The organism is Stenotrophomonas sp. WED208, assembly GCF_040984485.1.
GTDB lineage: Bacteria > Pseudomonadota > Gammaproteobacteria > Xanthomonadales > Xanthomonadaceae > Stenotrophomonas > Stenotrophomonas riyadhensis.
Map to the genome: position 1 here is coordinate 492,174 of NZ_JAZARB010000001.1, position 17,436 is coordinate 509,609.

Below are 17,436 nucleotides of genomic sequence, written 5' to 3' on the forward strand. Positions count from 1 at the left end.
GCCAGCCCCTGTCAAGCAGCCAGTCGTGAGGATGGCCGTTCAGGAGGCCATCTTGGCGATGAAGCCGACCGCGAATACCAGCAGGGCCAGGCCCACCAGCGACAGCAGGCCGGTCAGCACCAGTACCAGCACGGTGACCGTTCCCAGCTCCCGGCGCTGCAGCTGCGGCTGGTCGGTGTAGGCCCAGCGGTCGACCACCAGGGTGTCGCAGATCATGTCGTGCAGGCCCTGCTTGCGCTCGGTGAACGCCGCCATCAGGAAGCCGATGCCGAGGGTGAAGCTGCTCAGCAGCATGGCCCAGTAGCGACCAAATGCGCGGCCCTTGGTCAGGCGTTCGCCATTGCTGCGCACGACCTTGATGCCGACCGCCATCTTGCCCAGCGTGGCGCCACCCTTCGAGGCATGGAACCAGGTGTAGTACGCCATGCCGATGGCGAAGTTGATCAGTGCGCTGGACAGCTGGGCGACCACTTCGATGGCCGATTCGCCGCTGCCCACCGCGCCCATGCTGGCGCCGAGCACCACGCCGAGGATGGCGCCGATGATGCTGCCCGGGATGACCAGCACGAAATAGTCGATCATGTAGGCCGCTACGCGCTTCCAGAAGCCGGCATAGACCACCTCGCCCCCCATCACCGGCTGGGCATGGCCGCCGCCGCCGAGCGCCGCAGGGGCGCTGTAGGGCGAACTGTTGAGGGCGCCGGTGCCCGGCAGTGGCGCCGTACCGTTGTCGATGGCGGCATAGTCGCCACGCAGGTCGAAGCCGCCGCTGGCGGCGGCCGTGCTGGCGTCAGCCAGTGTCTGCAGTCCGAGTTCGTCGACCACCTGGCGCAGCGCAGCCCACTGCGCCATGCCTTCGCGCCAGACCAGGGTGTCCAGGTTCAGTTGGCCGCGCTGGAAGCGCTGGCGGATCTCCTCGACCGGCAAGGGCCCCTGGCGTTGCTGTCCTTCTGCGTAATACCACTCAGTCATTGCATGTTCCCTGTTGGATCGTCCTTGGAGGTGCCGGTGTGTGCGCGGTTCAGCCGCGGCACGACGGCGGCAGGTACTTGTCGTCGCTTTCGCCGCTGCATTCCCAGCGGCCACTGTCGCGATCGTATTCCAGCCACAGCAGATCGCCATCGAGGCTCTTGCCGGGCAGTGCCAGGGTGGCTTCGATGCCGCAGTGGCCGTTGTTGAAGCGGCCGATGTTCACTGCCGAGAGACCGACCTGGGTGAAGTCGCCAGGGGCCGGGAAGCCGGCGTCGTTGGCACCGGGGCAACGGCCTTCGTCATCGGCGAAATGCTGCACCTGGTCCTTCAACGGCTGCAGCGCGGCCACTGCGCCGGCGACCTTGGCGCGCACGGTGTAGTCCTTGTAGGCGGGCAGGGCGATGGCGGCCAAGATGGCCAGGATCGGTACCAGCACCAGCAGCAGGCCGCCGCCGATGATCGCAGTGAGGGCGCAGCCGGACAGCTTCTTCTTCGGTGGCGGCAACATGCCGGCCGGCGGGGTGGCGGCATACGGCGTGGACGGCGGCAGCACCGGCGGCTGCGGCGGAGGCGGTGCCGCCGGTTCCTGTTCCGGCTCGATGGTTGGTGCGGAAGCGTCGAGTGCCGGCACGATCAGGCCGAGTTCGTCCACCACGGTGCGCAACGGCTGCCATTGCGGCAGGCCGTCGCGCCAGACCAGGGTGTCCAGGGAGATCTGGTTGTTGCGGAACAACTCGACCAACTGTTCCGCCGGCAGCGGACCCTGCTGCCGGTTGCCTTCTGCATGGAACCACTCGCTCACGGGGACGCTCCTGAATGCGCTATGCCCCCAAGTGTACGGTCAGTGCAGGGGTTCTGGCTCGTCCATGAACATCTGCGTCTCCATCCAGGCATACGCCGCTTCGGAGCCGGGCTGGTTGAACAGCACCATCAGCACGACCCACTTCAGGTCGTCCAGGTCCAGTTCGTCCTGGTCCAGGGCCATGGCCCGGTCCAGCACCAGCTCGCGCTGGTCGGCGTCGAGGATGCCGTGCTGTTCCAGGTACAACAGGAAACCACGGCATTCCACGTCCAGCTTGTCCAGCTCGGGGCCGTGGTAGACGCGCACGGGGCCATCGACCCGCGCCTGGGCCACGCTCGGCCGCTGCGCGGCCAGGGCATCGAGCCAGTCGAACGCCTTGTTGATCTCGGTTGGGCTGAAACCGGCCTGGATCAGGCCGTTCTGAAGCGAATCGCGGTCACGGATCAGGTCCGCATCTTCGCTGAAATAGTGTTCAAACAGGTACAGCAGTACGTCCAGGATGCTCTCTTTCATTGCCCCTCGGCCTGCGTCGCGCGACGCTGTGGAGGTGAAGAAACTAGGGAGTTCGACAGTAGCGGCCGTGTACGCACACCACGATTCCCGCCAGTTCCATGGCCAGCAGCATGGAGGACACCTGGGGCGCCGTCAATCCACAGCGCGTGATCAGTGAATCCATACCGCTTGGGTTGTGGTCCAGGGCCCGCCACAAGCACTGGTAGTCAGGGTCGTCGGCCCAGCGCGCCGGCAGGAGCGCCGGCGGTGCCTGTTCAGTGGGGGTGGCGAGCCGTGATTGCAAGCCCGGCAACTGCTGGCGAAGGGCGGGGGCCAGCAGTTCAAGGACCTCCTCCGGACGCTCGACCAGTGCCGCACCCTCGCGGATCAACCGGTGGCAGCCCGCCGCGCGTGGGTTGAGTACCGAACCGGGCAGGGCGCAGACCTCGCGGCCGGCCTCGGCGGCCAGGCGCGCGGTGATCAATGCGCCGGAGCGCTGGGCGGCCTCGACCACCACCGTCGCCAGCGCCAGCCCGGCCACCAGGCGGTTGCGGGCTGGAAAGTGACCGGGGCGTGCCGGTGTGCCCGGCAGGTACTCGCTGAGCACCGCGCCTTCGGCGGCGATGCGGGCCTGCAGCCGGGCATGGTTGTCCGGATAGGTCCGGTCCGGGCCGGTGCCGATCACCGCCACGGTGCAGCCACCGGCGTCCAGCGTGGCCTGGTGAGCGGCCGCGTCGATGCCTGCCGCCAGTCCGCTGGTGACCGCCAGGCCCGCTTCGACGAAGCAGCCAGCAAACCGGGCGGCCAGCGCGCGTCCGCCTGGCGTCGGCGAGCGGCTGCCGACCAGCGCCACCGAGGGGCGCCAGGCAAGGCTGGGCTCGCCGGCGATGAACAGCGCCAGAGGCGGGTTGGGCACATCCAGCAGGGGTGGAGGGAATCCCGGATCGGTGAAGGCCAACAGGTGGTGGTTGTCGTCTTCCAGCCAGCGCCGTGCGGCTGTCCATGCCCGGATATCGGGGTGTTCCAGCGCGGCGCACTGCTCCGGCGTGCAACCGTGTGCGCGCCAGGTCGCAGTGCCTTGCGCGATAGCGGCTTCCGCACCGCCCGCGGCCTGCAGCAGGGCCCGTCGGGGCGCCAGTGCGCCTCCCGCCATCAGCAGGCGCAGCAGCGCCTCATATGCATGCGTGGTCATTCCCCACTATCGGCCGCACACAACAAAGGCGCCCTAGGGCGCCTTCGCATGTGACTGTCAGGTTTTGCCGGAGGTGCCTGCCTGCCGGCCGGCGGCTGGCACTCCCTGCGGTGGCCGGGGCAGCCCGGCCACCGCTACTTCGCGTCCGGGTGCAGCGCGTTGTAGCCCACCCGCACCGGCTTCACGCCCTGCATCACCAGCGCGTAGCTGACGTTGTCGAAGGTGCGGAACACCATCGCGTGCGCGGCATATTCGTCCGGCAGCGAGACCCGGCCTGCGCCGGTGCTGAGCGAGTCGTCCATGCGCGACGAGGTCGGGTACTTCATGCGGTGCGCCACGTGGCGGCCGGGGCGCCACAGCGAGAACACGGTGCCGTTGTCCACGCCCTGGGCGCGACCTGCGGAAATCGCGATCACGTCGCGCGGGCCACCGGCGGTGAACATGTCGGTCACCGCCAGTACGCGCACGTCCACGCCCTCGACCCCCGCAGCGGGCACGTGGGGCACGAACTGCAGGTCGTACGGCTTGGCTTCGACCGGTACCAGGCGGTCGCCGGCGCGCACTTCGCGGCCACCGACGTTCTTGTCCAGCACCAGCGTGGAGGCCTCGACCTTGCCGCCGGCGATCTGGGTGATGGTGCCGGTGGCGACCTGGGCCAGCTCATAGCCGAGCACGCCACGCCGTGCGTTGGGCGCGTTGTAGGCCTTCCACAGGTTGCCGCTGCCGGGGGTGACGTCGCCATTGGCGGTCAGGTCCTCGGTCGGCTTGGGCTGGGCGTAGCGCACGGTCGGGCGTACCACGGCCCAGCGCTGGCCCACCTGGGCATCGGCCAGGCGCACGTAGACGGTGTCGCCACCGGACACGCGCAGGCGGCTGTCCTCCAGGCCGACCACGTAGGGCAGCTGCTTGACGCTGTCGACCACGCTCAGCTGCTTCAGGAACGGCTCGACCTGGGCCAGCGGAATGGCGTCGATCGGGGCCTCCTGGCGCGGGCCGGGCCGGGCCGCCACGGTCACCCGGTCCAGATAGGCCAGGCTGAGCACGTCACCGGGATAGATCAGGTGTGGATTGGCGATCTGCGGATTGGCCTGCCAGATCTCCGGCCACAGCCACGGCTTCTGCAGGAAACGTGCGGCGATATCCCACAACGTGTCCCCTTTTCGGACCACATAGGTGTCCGGGTGCCCGCCATTCACTTCCACGGCGGTAGCATAGGCAGCCACGGTCAGCATCGCCGCGGCGACGACCGTACGAAAACGAAGCAACATAGGTGTGAAGCCCTGATTCCCCAACAGGTCCGCGCACTATAGTCCAGAAACCGGGGCGCAAGGCAAGCGTTGGAGCTAGAATCTGCGACGTATGCCGGCGTGCCGGCCCCCTATCCGGAAACAGCCATGGCCCTTCTCCCCATTCTCGAGTTCCCCGATCCGCGCCTGCGCACCAAGGCCGCGTTGATCGAAGCCGCCGAAGTCACCACGCCGGCCTTCCAGGAACTGATCGACAACATGTTCCAGACCATGTACGACGCCCCGGGCATTGGCCTGGCCGCCACCCAGGTGGACGTGCACAAGCGCTTCATGGTCATCGATGTCAGCGAAGAAAAGAATGAACCGCATGTGTTCATCAACCCGGAAATCGTCGCCAAGGACGGAGGCCGGGTGTACCAGGAGGGCTGCCTGTCGGTCCCGGGCATCTTCGCCGACGTGACCCGCGCCGACACCATCACCGTGAAGTACCTGGACCGCAATGGCCAGCAGCAGGAGCTGGAAGCCGGCGAAGTGCTGGCCACCTGCATCCAGCACGAGATGGATCACCTGGACGGCAAGCTGTTCATCGACTATCTGTCGCCGCTCAAGCGCGAGATGGTGCGCAAGAAGCTGGCCAAGCAGCGCAAGCACGTGGCGTGATCGCCAATCCGGGCCGCCCTTCGGGTGGCCCGTGCCTGCGCGACGCGCGCGGGCTGTACGGCGCCGGCCGACGGCGCCGTTTTCTTTCCTGCACGAATCCATCCTGCAAGTGGGGTAGCCATGAGGATTGTCTTTGCCGGTACGCCGGAATTCGCGGTGTCATCGCTGCGCGCGGCTGCGCGCCATCACGAGGTCGTGGCCGTCTACACCCAGCCTGATCGCCCGGCCGGGCGCGGCCGTGGCCTGGCGCCGTCGCCGGTCAAGCTCGAAGCCGTGGCCCGCGGCATTCCGGTCTACCAGCCGGAGTCGCTGAAGGGTGAAGCCGCCCAGCAGCAACTGCGCGACCTGCAGCCGGACCTGATGGTGGTGGTGGCCTACGGCCTGATCCTGCCCAAGGCGGTGTTGGCCATTCCGACCCATGGCTGCTGGAACGTGCATGCCTCACTGCTGCCGCGCTGGCGCGGTGCCGCGCCGATCCAGCGTGCGATCCAGGCCGGTGACGCAAAGACCGGTGTGTGCCTGATGCAGATGGAGGCCGGCCTGGATACCGGCCCGGTGCTGCTGCACCAGGAGCTGCCGATCGCCGCCACCGATACCGGTGGCCAGCTGCACGACAAGCTGGCCGAGCTGGGCGCACAGGTGCTCTCCGACGGCCTGGGCCTGCTGCGCGCCGGCATCAAGCCGATCGCGCGACCGCAGCCGGAACAGGGCGTGACCTACGCACACAAGCTGGACAAGGCCGAAGCGAAGCTGGACTGGGCGCAGGATGCGGGCGCGCTGGCGCGCACCGTGCGCGCGTTCAATCCGTGGCCGATCGCCGAGGCGACGCTGGCCGGCGAACGCGTGCGCATCCATGGCGCGGTGGCGCTGGAGGCGGACCACGGCCAGGCACCGGGTACGGTGCTGGCCGCCGGCCGCGATGGCATCGACATCGCCTGTGGCCAGGGCGCTCTGCGCCTGCGCGTGCTGCAGCGTGAAGGCGGCAAGGCGATCACCGCCGCCGACTACCTCAACGCTCGCCGCGACCTGCGCGTGGGAGCGTAAGCGGTGTCGAAGCAGAACGATTTTTCCATCGCCAAGGCGGCGCCGGGCGCGGCGACGCGCATGCTGGCCGCACGCGTGCTGGCCCAGGTGTTCACCCGTGGCCGTTCGTTGAAGGCCGAACTGGCCTGGGCATTGCCGAAGCTGGCCGACAGCCGCGACCGCGCGCTGCTGGAAGCACTGTGTTTCGCTGTCCTGCGTCGCCGCAGTACCTATGACGCTGCCTTGCAGGCATGGATGCAGAAGCCGCTGTCGGCGCGTGACGCCGATCTGCGCACGCTGCTGATGGTCGGCTTCGCCCAGCTGGACGTGCTGGAGCTTCCGGCACACGCGGCGCTGTCGGCCACCGTCGATGCAGCACGCGCGCTGGGTCGCGAGCGCCAGGCGGGCCTGGTCAATGCGATCCTGCGCCGCGCGCAGCGCGAGGGTTTCCCGGAGCAGCCTGCACGCGACGCCTTCCCGGACTGGCTGGCCGATGCGATCGAGCGCGATTGGCCGGCGCAGGCCGAGGCGATCTTCAACGCCAGCCTGCAGCCGGCACCGCTGTGGCTGCGTGCCAACCGCCAGCATGGTGGTCGCGACAAGGCGCTGGCCATGCTGTCCGACGCCGGCATCGGCGCCGAAGCCAGTGCGCTCTGCACCGACGCATTGCGCCTGGCGGCCCCCGTTGCCGTGAACCAGTTGCCTGGCTTCGCAGACGGTGCGCTGTCGGTGCAGGACCTGTCGGCGCAATGCGCGGCCGACGCGCTGGCGCCGGTGGCCGGTGCGCGCGTGCTGGATGCCTGTGCGGCACCGGGCGGCAAGTCGGCGCACCTGCTGGAGCGTGACCCCAGCCTGCGCCTGCTGGCGCTGGATATCGACGCGCGCCGGCTGGCCCGTGCACGCGACACCTACACCCGCACCGGGGTGGGCGAGCATGCACAGACGCTGGTTGCCGATGCCAGTGATCCCGGTTCGTGGTGGGACGGCGTGCCGTTCGACGCGATCCTGCTGGATGCACCGTGTTCAGCCACCGGTGTGATCCGTCGCCAGCCGGACGTGATGTTCCATCGTCGTGCGGAAGACATCGATGCGCTGGTCGGCGTGCAGGCGCGCCTGCTGGAAGCCTGCTGGTCGATGCTGCGGCCGGGTGGCGTGCTGCTGTATGCCACCTGTTCGATCCTGCGTGCCGAGAACATCGATCAGGTGCGCGCGTTCCTGAAGTGGCATCCGGACGCCGTGGCGCAGCCGTTGGGTGACGAGTTCGGCGTGGATTGCGAAGGCATGGCACGCCAGCGACTGCCGGGTGACAACGATGCTGACGGTTTCTTCTACGCGCGTCTGATAAAAGCAGCCTGACCCCCGCTGCCGTTTCGAGTCCCATGCTGAAAACCCACGCGTCGCGCCAGACGTGGTTGTTCGTGCTGATGGCCCTGCTGGTGCTGGGGGCCGGTCTGGGCCTCCGTGATCCGTGGCCCTCGGATGAGCCACGTTTCGCGCTGGTGGCCAAGCAGATGGTCGACAGCGGTTACTGGTTGTTCCCGCATCGCGGCCCCGAACTGTATTCGGACAAGCCGCCGATGCTGATGTGGTGGCAGGCCACGCTGTACAGCCTGGTTGGCCACTGGCGGGTGGCGTTCCTGCTGCCCTCCTTGCTGGCTGCGCTGGGCACGCTGTGGTGCGTGGTCGACCTCGGCCGCCGCCTGTGGACGCGGCAGGTGGGGCTGTACGCGGGCTGGGCACTGCTGTTCGCGCTGCACTTCACCTTCCAGGCGAAGAAGGCGCAGATCGATCCGCTGGTGGTGCTGTTCATCACCCTGGCCAACTACGGCCTGCTGCGCCATCTGCTGCTGGGTCCGGCCTGGCGCTGGTGGTGGCTCGGCTGGTTCTTCGCCGGCATCGGGGTGATCACCAAGGGCGTAGGCGTGCTGGCGCTGATGATGATCGCGCCGGCCGCAATCGCATCCATGCTGCATTGGCCACGGGTGCGCCTGCATGTGCGCGACCTGCGTTTCTGGCTGGCACCGCTCGTCTTCCTGCTGGCGGTGTCGTTGTGGCTGGCGCCGATGCTGCTGGCCGGCCTGGCCACCGGCTCGGAGCCGTACCGCGCCTACATGGACGACATCCTGTTCCGGCAGACTGCGCGGCGCTATACGCAGTCCTGGGACCATCACCAGCCGTGGTGGTATTTCCTGGCGATCATGCCGTCGATGTGGATTCCCGCGTTCCTGCTGCTGCCGTGGGCAGTTCCGGCCTGGTTCCGGCGGCTGCGTCGGCGCGATGCGCGCTACCTGCTGCCGTTGGCCTGGTGGCTGCTGGTCGTGCTGTTCTTCTCCATTCCGCACGGCAAGCGCGACGTCTACATCCTGCCGGCATTGCCGATGTTCTGCCTGGCGTTGGCGCCGTTGCTGCCCGGGCTGCTGAGGCGGCGCGACGTGCAGCGCGTGCTGGGCGCTTTCACCATGGTGCTGGCATTGGCGCTGGGCCTGGTCGGTGCGCTGGCGCTGCTGGGTGATCCCGGTTTCGAAGTGCGCCTCACCCATGGCCGCGGGCTGCTTCCCGGCGCCACCGATGCGCTGGCCTGGGCGGCGCTGGCGATGGCGATCTGGGCGGCCCTGAGCCTAGGGGTGTGCGGGCGCCGGCGTCGGCACGTGGCCCTGGTTTCCAGCCTGGCCGGGGTCTGGGTGCTGTACAGCCTGGTCGGTTATCCGGTGTTGAACGATTCCAGCTCGGCCCGTGGCCTGATGCGTGAAGTCAGCGCACGCATCGGCCCGCAGGCCGAGCTGGGACTGGTGGCATGGAAAGAGCAGAACCTGCTGATGGCCGATCGCCCGGCGGCCACCTTTGGATTCGAAGCGCGTTGGCATGAACAGCTGCAGGCGGCCGTGCGCTGGCAGCGGCTGGTTCCGCAGCAGCGCTGGCTGCTGGTGAACGAGGATGCGATGCAGGCCTGCATTGATCGTGCGCGGGCCGAGATGGCGGGCATTTCCAATCGTCGCCGCTGGTGGCTGGTGCCTGCCGACGCGGTTGCAGGCACCTGCCGGCCGTCGGCGGCGGAACTCGAGCACGAGCGCCGCCTGCAGGGACCCGGGATCGCCGATTGAGCGTTCGGGCAACGCGGCTCAGGTGCTGGCCAGGGCGGCGTGGTAGCTGGCCAGCGTGGCGTCGGCGAATGTCTGCAGGCCGAACTCCCGCTGTGCATGGCGGCGTGCTGCACCTCCGTGTTCCGGCAGCGCATCGCGCTGTGCGTACAGCGCCTGAACCTGTGCGGCGATGGCGTCGATGTCGCGGGTGGCAACCACCCAGCCATCGACACCTGGTTCGATGTTCTCCGGCAGGCCCGCATAGTCGCTGACCAGCATCGGCTTGCCGCTTGCCATCATTTCGCGGCAGGCGAAGGAGATCGTCTCGACGTCATGGGACAGTACGAAGCCAGCGTCGCCGGCAGCGATCAGGACGCGGGTATCGGCCAGCAGGCCGGTGAAGTGCACCTGTGCGGCGACCTCGCCCAGCGCCTGCACCTGTTCGCGCTGCTGCGCGCTGGGCAGGTGGCCGGCCACGGCCATGTGCACGTGCGGACGCACTGCATCGGGCAGCCGCGCGATGGCCCGGGCCAGGTCGATCCAGCCTTTGTAATCGTCGGTGCCGGCGTTGCTGACCAGCACCAGCGCCTGTGGATCCTGCGTCCATTGCTGGCGCAGTGCGCAACCGGTGCCGGCCGGCTGCGGCGAGTAACGTTCCAGGTCCACGCCGTTGCGGACCACGTCGATCGGGCAGCGACGGTACGGGCCCTGTTCCAGCAGGCGCTTGGTGTCGGCCGATACTGCGATCACGCGGTCGGTGGCCAGGCGGGCACGGACGGCGTTGCCAAGGGTGTTGGTCGGCTTGCTGTTGTGCTTGGTGAGGATGATCGGCGGACGGCGCATGCCGAGCAGGCCCTGCATCACGAAGCGGTGGTCACGTGCACCGTTGACGTGGATCAGGTCGATGCCTTCTTCGCGCACCAGCCTGCGCAGCGCGCGCTGTTCGGCCAGCTGCCGGGGCAGCGTTGGCAGGCCGCTGCCGAACGCAATCGGCAGTGTGCGGGCGAGGCCTTCATCGGCCATGGTCCGCAGCAGGCGGCTGTCGGCCGGTGCGGCGACATGGAGCGTGTGCTGGCCATGCAGGGCCCGCGCCAGCGAGACGATGTACGTGGTGTGACCACCACCGTCGCCGTAGTGGAAGTTGGTGTACAGGATTTTCATGGGGGGTCTTCAGGCAACGCCCGCGCAGTGTGACACAGCGTGGTCAAGGCCGGTCCGCGGAAGGCGCCGGGTCGGCCACCGCCTGTCCATTGCCCAGCATCCACAACATGATGGTCTTCTGCCGCACGTAGTTGGCCCGAACATAGGCGTAGACCAGACCGTGCCAGCCATCGCGGAAGCCGCCGCGGAACAGGAATCCGCGCCAGAACCGCCAGGCCGGGGCCAGTACCAGCTTGCCCAGCGTGGCCCGCTTGCCGCGCGCGAACTCGTGCTCGGCCATCATCCGCGCGTACTTCTCGGTCTTGGCCAACTGCTGCTGCAAAGACCGGTACGGGTAGTGGATCAGGTCGCCGCGCAGGGTGCCCACGCTGCCGTCGACGCTGGCGGCCTCGTGGATCTCGCGCTTGCCGCGCCAGCCCCCGCGGCGGCGGTCGAACAGGCGCATCACCCGGTCCGGATAGGCATTGCCATGGCGCAGGAACTTGCCGAAGTACTCCGACAGGCGTGCGAAGCGATAGCCGACATGGCCGGCGAAGCCGCCGTCACGGACCTGTTCGATGGCCGTGCGCAGCGCCGGGCTGATCCGTTCGTCGGCATCCAGGCACAGCACCCAGTCGTGGCGGGCCTGCTCGACGCAGAACGCCTTCTGGCTGCGGAAGCCGTCGAACGGGCGCTGCAGCACGCGGGCACCGGCGGCCTCGGCGATGGCTACGGTGGCATCGGTGGAATACGAGTCCACCACCACGATCTCATCGCAGAAGGCCAGCGAGGCCAGGCAGTCGCCGATGCGCCCGGCTTCGTTGAACGCGATAATGCACGCTGAGATGCGAGGCCGTTCGATGGGAGCGGTCGTGGAGGACATGATGGCCGGGTACCTGTTGTTTGCGACGGAGCGTTATGCGCTGCCTATTCTCGCCCCGTTGGCGCAGGCCTTGCACGCCTCCGGGCAGGAGGTGGCGGCCTGGTTCGAAGGCGGCGCGGCTGGCAGCAGCCTGCCGGGGGTGCCCAACATCGGCCTCAAGCAGGCCCTGGCGATGCGTCCGCGGGCGGTGTTCAGCGCGGCCAACTGGGTGCCGACATTCCTGTCCGGGGCCAAGGTGCAGCTGTTCCATGGCTTCAACGTGGAGAAGCGGGACAGCGCGCGCGGCCACTTCCGGGTGCGCGGCATGTTCGACCTGTACTGCACGCAGGGCCCGGCCACCACCGCGCCGTTCCGGGAGATAGCCAGCCTGCAGGGCCACTTCGCGGTGGCCGAGACCGGCTGGCCGAAGCTGGACCCGCTGTTCCGCGATGACGGTGGCGAGAGTTCCGCGCTGCGCGCACCGGCCGGAGACCGCCCGGTGATCCTGTTCGGCTCGACCTTCACTGAACGGTTGAGTGCGGCGCCTCACCTGCATGCGCAGATCGCCGCTGATATCGCCGCCGGCGACCACTACTGGCTGCTGACCCTGCATCCGAAGTGCCCGCCGGAACTGTTCGAACGCTACCGCGCGCTGGCCGGTGCCAATGCCCGCTTCATCGAGCCGGAACAGGTGATGGCCGCGCAGCGTGCCGCCGACGTGCTGGTCTCGGATACCTCGTCGATCGTTTCGGAGTTCATCGTCCAGCACAAGCCGGTGGTGACCTTCCGCAACCGCGTGCCCAAGCCGCACATGATCGACTTCGATGATCCTGCGCAGCTGCCGGCGATGCTGCAGCGCGCGCTGCACCCGGACGCCGTGCTGCAGGCGGAGATCGTGCGCTACGCCGACGCCATCCACCCTTACCGCGATGGCCGCTCCAGCGAACGGGTGATCGCAGCCACCGAGGATTTCCTGTCTGGTGAAATGGGTGCGTTGCGGCGCAAGCCGTTCGGCAGCTGGGTGCGCGATCTGCAGATCCGCAAGGACCTGGGGTATTGGGGCCCGTCGCAGCGCTGAAGCCTCGCTGACCCCGCTCGCGGTAGTGCCGGCCGCTGGCCGGCAATCTCGGTAATGTCGGCGGATGCCGGCCAGCGGCCGGCACTACCTGTTTCAAGGCCGGGGTGCGCGGTGCTCCATCACCAGCGCAGCTTGCGCCGAGCCAGTGCCGCGGCCAGCTGCTCCATCACCTGCTGGGCCTGTGCCTGCGGCAGATGGTGCAGGGTCAGCGCCACATCGCCGTGCGCGCCGGCGGTATCCAGCTGCAGGCTGCTGGTGCCGAGCAGCTTGTCCAGCGGCGAGCGTTGCAGGCGCAGTCCCTGCACCTTGTCCAGTTCGGCCCAGCGCCACCAGCGCTTCCACCAGCCGCCCCGCACCGCCACGTAGTGGTCATCCAGATACCAGCCCATGCGTGCCATCTGCCGGTGCGCGACCAGCAGCGCCACCGGCAGCCACGCCAGCACCAGCAGCCCCCACGATCCCCAGCGCCAGTACGCGGCCGCCGCCAGCAGCGGCACCAGCACCAGCGCGCCCAGGCACAGCCGCCACCAGCCGCGCTGCGGAACGGACTGCCACTGCGCCGGTGGCCATTGCAGCTGTGGCAGCAGATGCTGCACCAGCTCCGTGCAGCGCTCGCTCGACGCCAGTGGCGCGAGTTCGCGCAGGGCGCGGTCCTCTTCGCGCGAGGGGCCACCGGCGGCGCTGTCGATACGCAGCTGGCGCAGCCCGAACCAGCGCGGCAGAGTGCCTTCGCGCAGCGTCCAGGCCTGGATGCGACGACGCGCCACGCTGCTGCGGGTGCGGCTGAGCAGGCCGGCCGAAACGGTCAAGCGGCGATCCTGCTCGCTGAGCGTAAAGCCGTGGTAGCGCAGCAGGGTCAGCACCACCGACAGCAGGCGCAGCCCCAGCCAGCCCACCAGCAGCGCGGCGGCCAAGAGCAGGAACGCGCCGGTTACGCCGGGATGCAGGTGGCTGGCATAGCCGAAGGCCTCGCGGCCACCACGCTGGATGGCATCGTCCATCACTGGCCGCGGCACGGTCTGGAACAGCACGCCGAACGCGGCCAGCGCCAGTGCCCAGCCACGGTTGGAGAGCAGGCCCATGCGCACCACGTCCCAGCTCGACAGGCGCAGCAGCACGTGCTCGCTGTCGACCTCGGCAATGGGCGGCGCATCAACGGCGTCAACGGCCTGTGGCGCCTGTCCACGCTGGCGTACCAATCGCTCCAGCGCCAGCGCCTGGTCCAGCTTCAGCACCCGCATCTCGGCTTCCGGACGCACGCCACCGGCCGACTCCAGGCGCAGTTCGGCCACGCCGAACAGGCGATGCAGCGGGTTCTGCCGTACTTCCACGTTGTGGATGCGCGCGAACGGGATCTCGCGGCGGTTGCGCGCCAGCAGGCCGCTGCGCACGGTGATCGCATCGCTGCCGATGCGGTAGCGGTAGCTGAGGTACTGCAGCACCGACACCAGCACCAGCGCGACGATCGCTGCCAGTGGGATCAGCTGCGCCCACATTGGATCGCGGTCGCCGCGCTGGCCGAATACCAGCAACGCCACCAGCGGCAGGAAGTAGTGGCGCAGCTGCATCAGCAGCACGAACAGCCACGACCACGGATGCAGGCGATGGTCCTCGCCACCGGCAGGCAGCGATGCGGGCAGGGGCGGCGGCAGGCTCACAGGGCGTCGGCGTCCTGGTCGAGCTGGTGCGACAGGGTGTCACGCAGGCGCTCGGCATCGGCCTCGTCCAGGCCGCTGACGGTCACCGCGCTCATGCGGGTACCGGCGGTGTGCACGATCAGCGTGGCCAGCCTGGCACGGCGTTCCAGCGGGCCCCGGCGCAGGTCCAGGTGCTGTACGCGCGAAATGGGGACGCGCGTTTCCAGCTGCCACATCAGGTCGCGGCGCAGGCCCAGCCCTTGGGCATCCAGCCGCCAGCGGGTGCGGGTCAAGCGCCGGCGGCCGAGCCAGGCGCCGAAGACGATGCCGATCAGCAGCCCAAGGGCGGCCGTCCACAGGCCGCCGGGCAGGTCGAAGAACCACGCGGCTGCGGCCAGCGGCAGGCCCGGCACGAACAGGCCGCCGAAGGCGCCTTCCAGTGCAGCGAGGCGGGCTGCGCGTTGCGGCAGCGACTGCCAGGCATCGGTGGGCGAGGAGGGCGGGGGAACGTCGGTCACGCGGGCTCCGTCAGGTGGCAGGGCGGGCGGTGGCGGCCGTGGCCGCACCGCGCAGACGGTAGCAGGTCGGCTGCGTTACTGGGCAGCCTGGATCAGCGCGTCCACATCCAGCATGTGGCCTGCGCGATCAGCCTTGGTGCGCAGGTAATGCTCGTTCTCGGCGGTGATCTCGCCGGTGACCGGAATGCAGTCCAGCACCTCGATGCCAGCGTTGCGCAGGCGCTGTGCCTTGGTCGGGTTGTTGCTGAGCAGGGCCACGCGCGAAATGCCCAGGCCACGCAGCATCGCCACCGCACTGCCGTAGCGGCGCTCGTCGGCACCGAAGCCCAGCTGTGCATCGGCATCGATGGTGTCCAGGCCGTCGTGCTGGTAGCCGTAGGCGCGCATCTTGGCGGCAATGCCGGTGCCGCGTCCTTCCTGGTCCAGGTACAGCAGCACACCGCCGCCCAGTTCCTTCAGCTTGCGCAGGCCACGCCGCAGCTGGTCGCCGCAGTCGCACTTCAGCGAACCGAACAGGTCGCCGGTCAGGCACGAGGAGTGCACGCGCACAGGCACCACTGCCGACAGGTCCGGTTCGCCGACGATGATCGCGACCTGGTCGCGCTGGGCCACGCCGCCGCGGAACACCGCGAAGGTGGTCATGCCGACGTCGCGCAGCGGTACCGGCGAACGTGCCACCAGTTCGTAATCGTGGGCCGCATGGGCAGCGCCTTCGGCCAGGTCGCACAGGGCCACTTCGGCAGCACCGTCAAAGGTGCGGTCTTCGGCGTCCAGGCGCACCGCCACCATTGCCGGCAGCAGCAGGCCGAGGCGGGCCAGTTCCACCGCGCCGGCATCGAAGGCGTCACCCGCGCTCCAGCCGTCCGGCATCGGGCCCGGCTCGCGCAGGTAGCCCAGCGAGGGCAGCGCATCGAAGGCAACACCCGCCAGCGGCAGGCGTGCTCCTTCCGGGGCCTCCACGCCGAGCACGCGGGCGCGGGTGGCGGTCAGGAACAGGTAGTGGCGCTCGCACGCGGCGCTGGCGAACGTGGCGAAGCTGCTGGCGGTGGCGCTGTCCAGTGCGATCACCGCCAGGCGCTGGCCCTGACCATCGTGGAGTAGCACCGGGCGACCGGCGCGCAGTTCGGCCACCGCGCGTTCGCAGCGGATCGCGGCGGGATCGCCGAACAGGGAAGGGGCAGCAGGCATGGCAGGACCGGGGGAGGCGGACATCGCAGTCTCTATGGGGGCGCCGGCGTCGTATTCAACGTGGTGCGGCCGCCGGTCGCAGGTGCCATGTGGGCCTGAGTGCGGCAGCCGTCAGTGCGGATGCTCTTCGGTCGCGTACGGGTCTTCCTCGCCGCTGCCTGGTGGCCGCAGCGTATAGCGCTTGTAGGTCCACTGGTACTGCGCCGGATCGCGGCGCGCAATGCGCTCGATGCCGGCATTGAGCGCGGTGGCGGCCACCTGCGGGTCCGGGTCGGCCACGGCCGGGTCGGTCGGCTCGATGTGCAGGGCGAATTCCATGTCCGGCCCGATGCGCTCGCACCAGCCGTACAGCACGGTGGCGCCGGTGCGCTCGGCCAGCCGGTTGACCAGGGTCATGGTCAGCGCCTGCACGCCGAAGAACGGCACGAACACGCCGTCGCCGGCCTTGGGCTGCTGGTCGGGCAGGATGCCGGTGGCACCGCCGTCCTTGAGCACCTTGAACAGCTGGCGCACGGCCGGGCCTTCAGCGCGCACCTGCTGTACGTTCTGGCCGCCCCGCACCAGCTGCAGGAAGGCATCGCTGGCTTCGTCCTCCGGCGGCTTGTAGACGATGGCGATCTGCCCGCGCGAGGCCAGCCACTGGTTCAGCAGCTCCCAGTTGCCGAAGTGAGGCGCGGCCACGATCACGCCCTTGCCGCTGGCCAGGGCCGCGTCGTACAGGGCCTCGCCGTGGCGCTGCTTCAGGTGCAGGCGCAGGTTGTCGGCCGGCGCCTGGCTCCACAGGCGCAGGGTCTCGATGGCCTGCAGCGCGGTGGAGCGCAGCAGATCGCGGTGCAGGCGATCGCGTGCGGCGCCGTCCAGCTCCGGGTAGGCCAGTTCCAGGTTGCGCCGGGTGACACGGCTCTCACGGGCGTTGAGATTGATCCAGGCCCACGCCAGCGCGCGCGCGACTCCCCGCAGCGTTGGCCAGGGCAGGCGGGCGAACAGGGTGGTGGCGCGGTAGACCAGCCGGGCTTTGCGTTGCGGATTCATCGGCGCCAGTTTAGCCAAGGCCGCTGCTATCGTGGCCGGCCCTGTTCATTGGAAGCCCACGATGCTCGTCCTGATCCAACGCGTCAGCCAGGCCGCCGTCCATGTCGATGACGAAGCGGTGGGACAGATCGGCCCGGGCCTGCTGGCCCTGGTCGGCATGGAGCCGGGCGATACCGAAGCCCAGCTGCGGCGCATGGCCGAGCGCCTGCTGGGTTACCGGGTGTTCGCCGACGAGGCGGGGAAGATGAACCGCTCGCTGCGCGACACCGGCGGCGGCCTGCTGCTGGTCAGCCAGTTCACCCTGGCGGCCGATACCCGTTCGGGCATGCGGCCCAGCTTCACCAGCGCTGCAGCGCCGGACGAGGCTGAACGCGGGTTCAATCGATTTGTCGAGATCTGTCGTGAAAATCACGCGCCAGGGGTGGAAACGGGCCGATTTGGTGCCCATATGGTCGTCAGCCTGGTCAATGACGGTCCCGTGACCTTCCTTCTCAGGCCCTGAGCCTGCGGGAC

General features: G+C 69.0%; 17 protein-coding genes. 6 read left to right on the plus strand and 11 right to left on the minus strand.

Annotated elements, in window-relative coordinates:
* Window positions 1-39: 39 nt before the first annotated feature.
* From VPH47_RS02180 to VPH47_RS02200, 5 genes are all read right to left on the minus strand, one after another.
* Window positions 40-972 (minus strand): RDD family protein, encoded by a 933-nt coding sequence (locus VPH47_RS02180; protein ID WP_368850024.1) that lies wholly within the window; start codon window positions 970-972, stop codon window positions 40-42.
* Window positions 973-1,021: 49 nt separating this feature from the next.
* Entirely contained in the window at window positions 1,022-1,774 is a 753-nt protein-coding gene (locus tag VPH47_RS02185) for a pilin (protein ID WP_368850025.1), read from the minus strand.
* Window positions 1,775-1,813: 39 nt separating this feature from the next.
* Window positions 1,814-2,287 (minus strand): DUF494 family protein, encoded by a 474-nt coding sequence (locus VPH47_RS02190; RefSeq protein ID WP_005411195.1) that lies wholly within the window; start codon window positions 2,285-2,287, stop codon window positions 1,814-1,816.
* Between the two features lie 43 nt (window positions 2,288-2,330).
* Complete coding sequence (gene dprA, locus VPH47_RS02195; RefSeq protein ID WP_368850026.1) at window positions 2,331-3,458, minus strand: DNA-processing protein DprA; 1,128 nt, start codon at window positions 3,456-3,458, stop codon at window positions 2,331-2,333.
* A 134-nt stretch (window positions 3,459-3,592) separates the two neighbouring features.
* A complete protein-coding gene (locus VPH47_RS02200) occupies window positions 3,593-4,726 on the minus strand; it encodes a LysM peptidoglycan-binding domain-containing protein (RefSeq protein WP_110713877.1) in 1,134 nt (377 codons plus the stop codon).
* A gap of 126 nt (window positions 4,727-4,852) precedes the next feature.
* Between VPH47_RS02200 and def the strand changes: the two genes are divergently transcribed.
* The 4 genes from def (at window position 4,853) to VPH47_RS02220 (ending at window position 9,489) form a co-directional block, all read left to right on the plus strand.
* Entirely contained in the window at window positions 4,853-5,365 is a 513-nt protein-coding gene (gene def / locus VPH47_RS02205; protein WP_110713876.1) for a peptide deformylase, read from the plus strand.
* 120 nt (window positions 5,366-5,485) lie between these two features.
* Window positions 5,486-6,409 (plus strand): methionyl-tRNA formyltransferase, encoded by a 924-nt coding sequence (fmt, locus tag VPH47_RS02210; RefSeq protein ID WP_153854620.1) that lies wholly within the window; start codon window positions 5,486-5,488, stop codon window positions 6,407-6,409.
* 3 nt (window positions 6,410-6,412) lie between these two features.
* The gene (gene rsmB, locus VPH47_RS02215; RefSeq protein ID WP_368850027.1) at window positions 6,413-7,744 is read left to right on the plus strand and encodes a 16S rRNA (cytosine(967)-C(5))-methyltransferase RsmB; all 1,332 of its coding nucleotides are present in this window, start codon (window positions 6,413-6,415) and stop codon (window positions 7,742-7,744) included.
* A gap of 23 nt (window positions 7,745-7,767) precedes the next feature.
* Window positions 7,768-9,489: a glycosyltransferase family 39 protein gene (locus VPH47_RS02220; protein WP_110713873.1), complete on the plus strand. Its 1,722-nt coding sequence runs from the start codon at window positions 7,768-7,770 to the stop codon at window positions 9,487-9,489.
* Between the two features lie 18 nt (window positions 9,490-9,507).
* Here the strand turns inward: VPH47_RS02220 and VPH47_RS02225 are convergent, their stop codons facing one another.
* A complete protein-coding gene (locus tag VPH47_RS02225) occupies window positions 9,508-10,629 on the minus strand; it encodes a glycosyltransferase family 4 protein (protein WP_368850028.1) in 1,122 nt (373 codons plus the stop codon).
* Window positions 10,630-10,672: 43 nt separating this feature from the next.
* Window positions 10,673-11,491: a glycosyltransferase family 2 protein gene (locus VPH47_RS02230; protein ID WP_368850029.1), complete on the minus strand. Its 819-nt coding sequence runs from the start codon at window positions 11,489-11,491 to the stop codon at window positions 10,673-10,675.
* Here VPH47_RS02230 and VPH47_RS02235 point away from each other — a divergent pair.
* A complete protein-coding gene (locus VPH47_RS02235) occupies window positions 11,490-12,548 on the plus strand; it encodes a CDP-glycerol glycerophosphotransferase family protein (RefSeq protein ID WP_248858351.1) in 1,059 nt (352 codons plus the stop codon). The two genes, VPH47_RS02230 and VPH47_RS02235, sit on opposite strands and share 2 nt — an antisense overlap.
* Window positions 12,549-12,667: 119 nt before the next feature.
* On the opposite strand, the gene VPH47_RS02240 is transcribed toward VPH47_RS02235, so the two are convergent.
* The 4 genes from VPH47_RS02240 to VPH47_RS02255 form a co-directional block, all read right to left on the minus strand.
* On the minus strand, window positions 12,668-14,206 hold the full coding sequence (locus VPH47_RS02240) for a PH domain-containing protein (protein ID WP_368850030.1): 1,539 nt from the start codon (window positions 14,204-14,206) through the stop codon (window positions 12,668-12,670).
* The gene (locus VPH47_RS02245) at window positions 14,203-14,703 is read right to left on the minus strand and encodes a PH domain-containing protein (protein ID WP_248858349.1); all 501 of its coding nucleotides are present in this window, start codon (window positions 14,701-14,703) and stop codon (window positions 14,203-14,205) included. Before VPH47_RS02245 ends, VPH47_RS02240 begins: the two co-directional genes overlap by 4 nt.
* A 75-nt stretch (window positions 14,704-14,778) precedes the next feature.
* Window positions 14,779-15,915: a GTP cyclohydrolase II RibA gene (ribA, locus tag VPH47_RS02250; RefSeq protein ID WP_153854615.1), complete on the minus strand. Its 1,137-nt coding sequence runs from the start codon at window positions 15,913-15,915 to the stop codon at window positions 14,779-14,781.
* A gap of 87 nt (window positions 15,916-16,002) precedes the next feature.
* Window positions 16,003-16,923: a lauroyl acyltransferase gene (locus VPH47_RS02255; RefSeq protein ID WP_368850031.1), complete on the minus strand. Its 921-nt coding sequence runs from the start codon at window positions 16,921-16,923 to the stop codon at window positions 16,003-16,005.
* 61 nt (window positions 16,924-16,984) lie between these two features.
* On the opposite strand from VPH47_RS02255, the gene dtd reads away from it, so the two are divergent.
* Window positions 16,985-17,425, plus strand: a complete 441-nt coding sequence (gene dtd / locus VPH47_RS02260; RefSeq protein WP_110713866.1) for a D-aminoacyl-tRNA deacylase — start codon at window positions 16,985-16,987, stop codon at window positions 17,423-17,425.
* The last annotated feature ends 11 nt before the right edge of the window (window positions 17,426-17,436 follow it).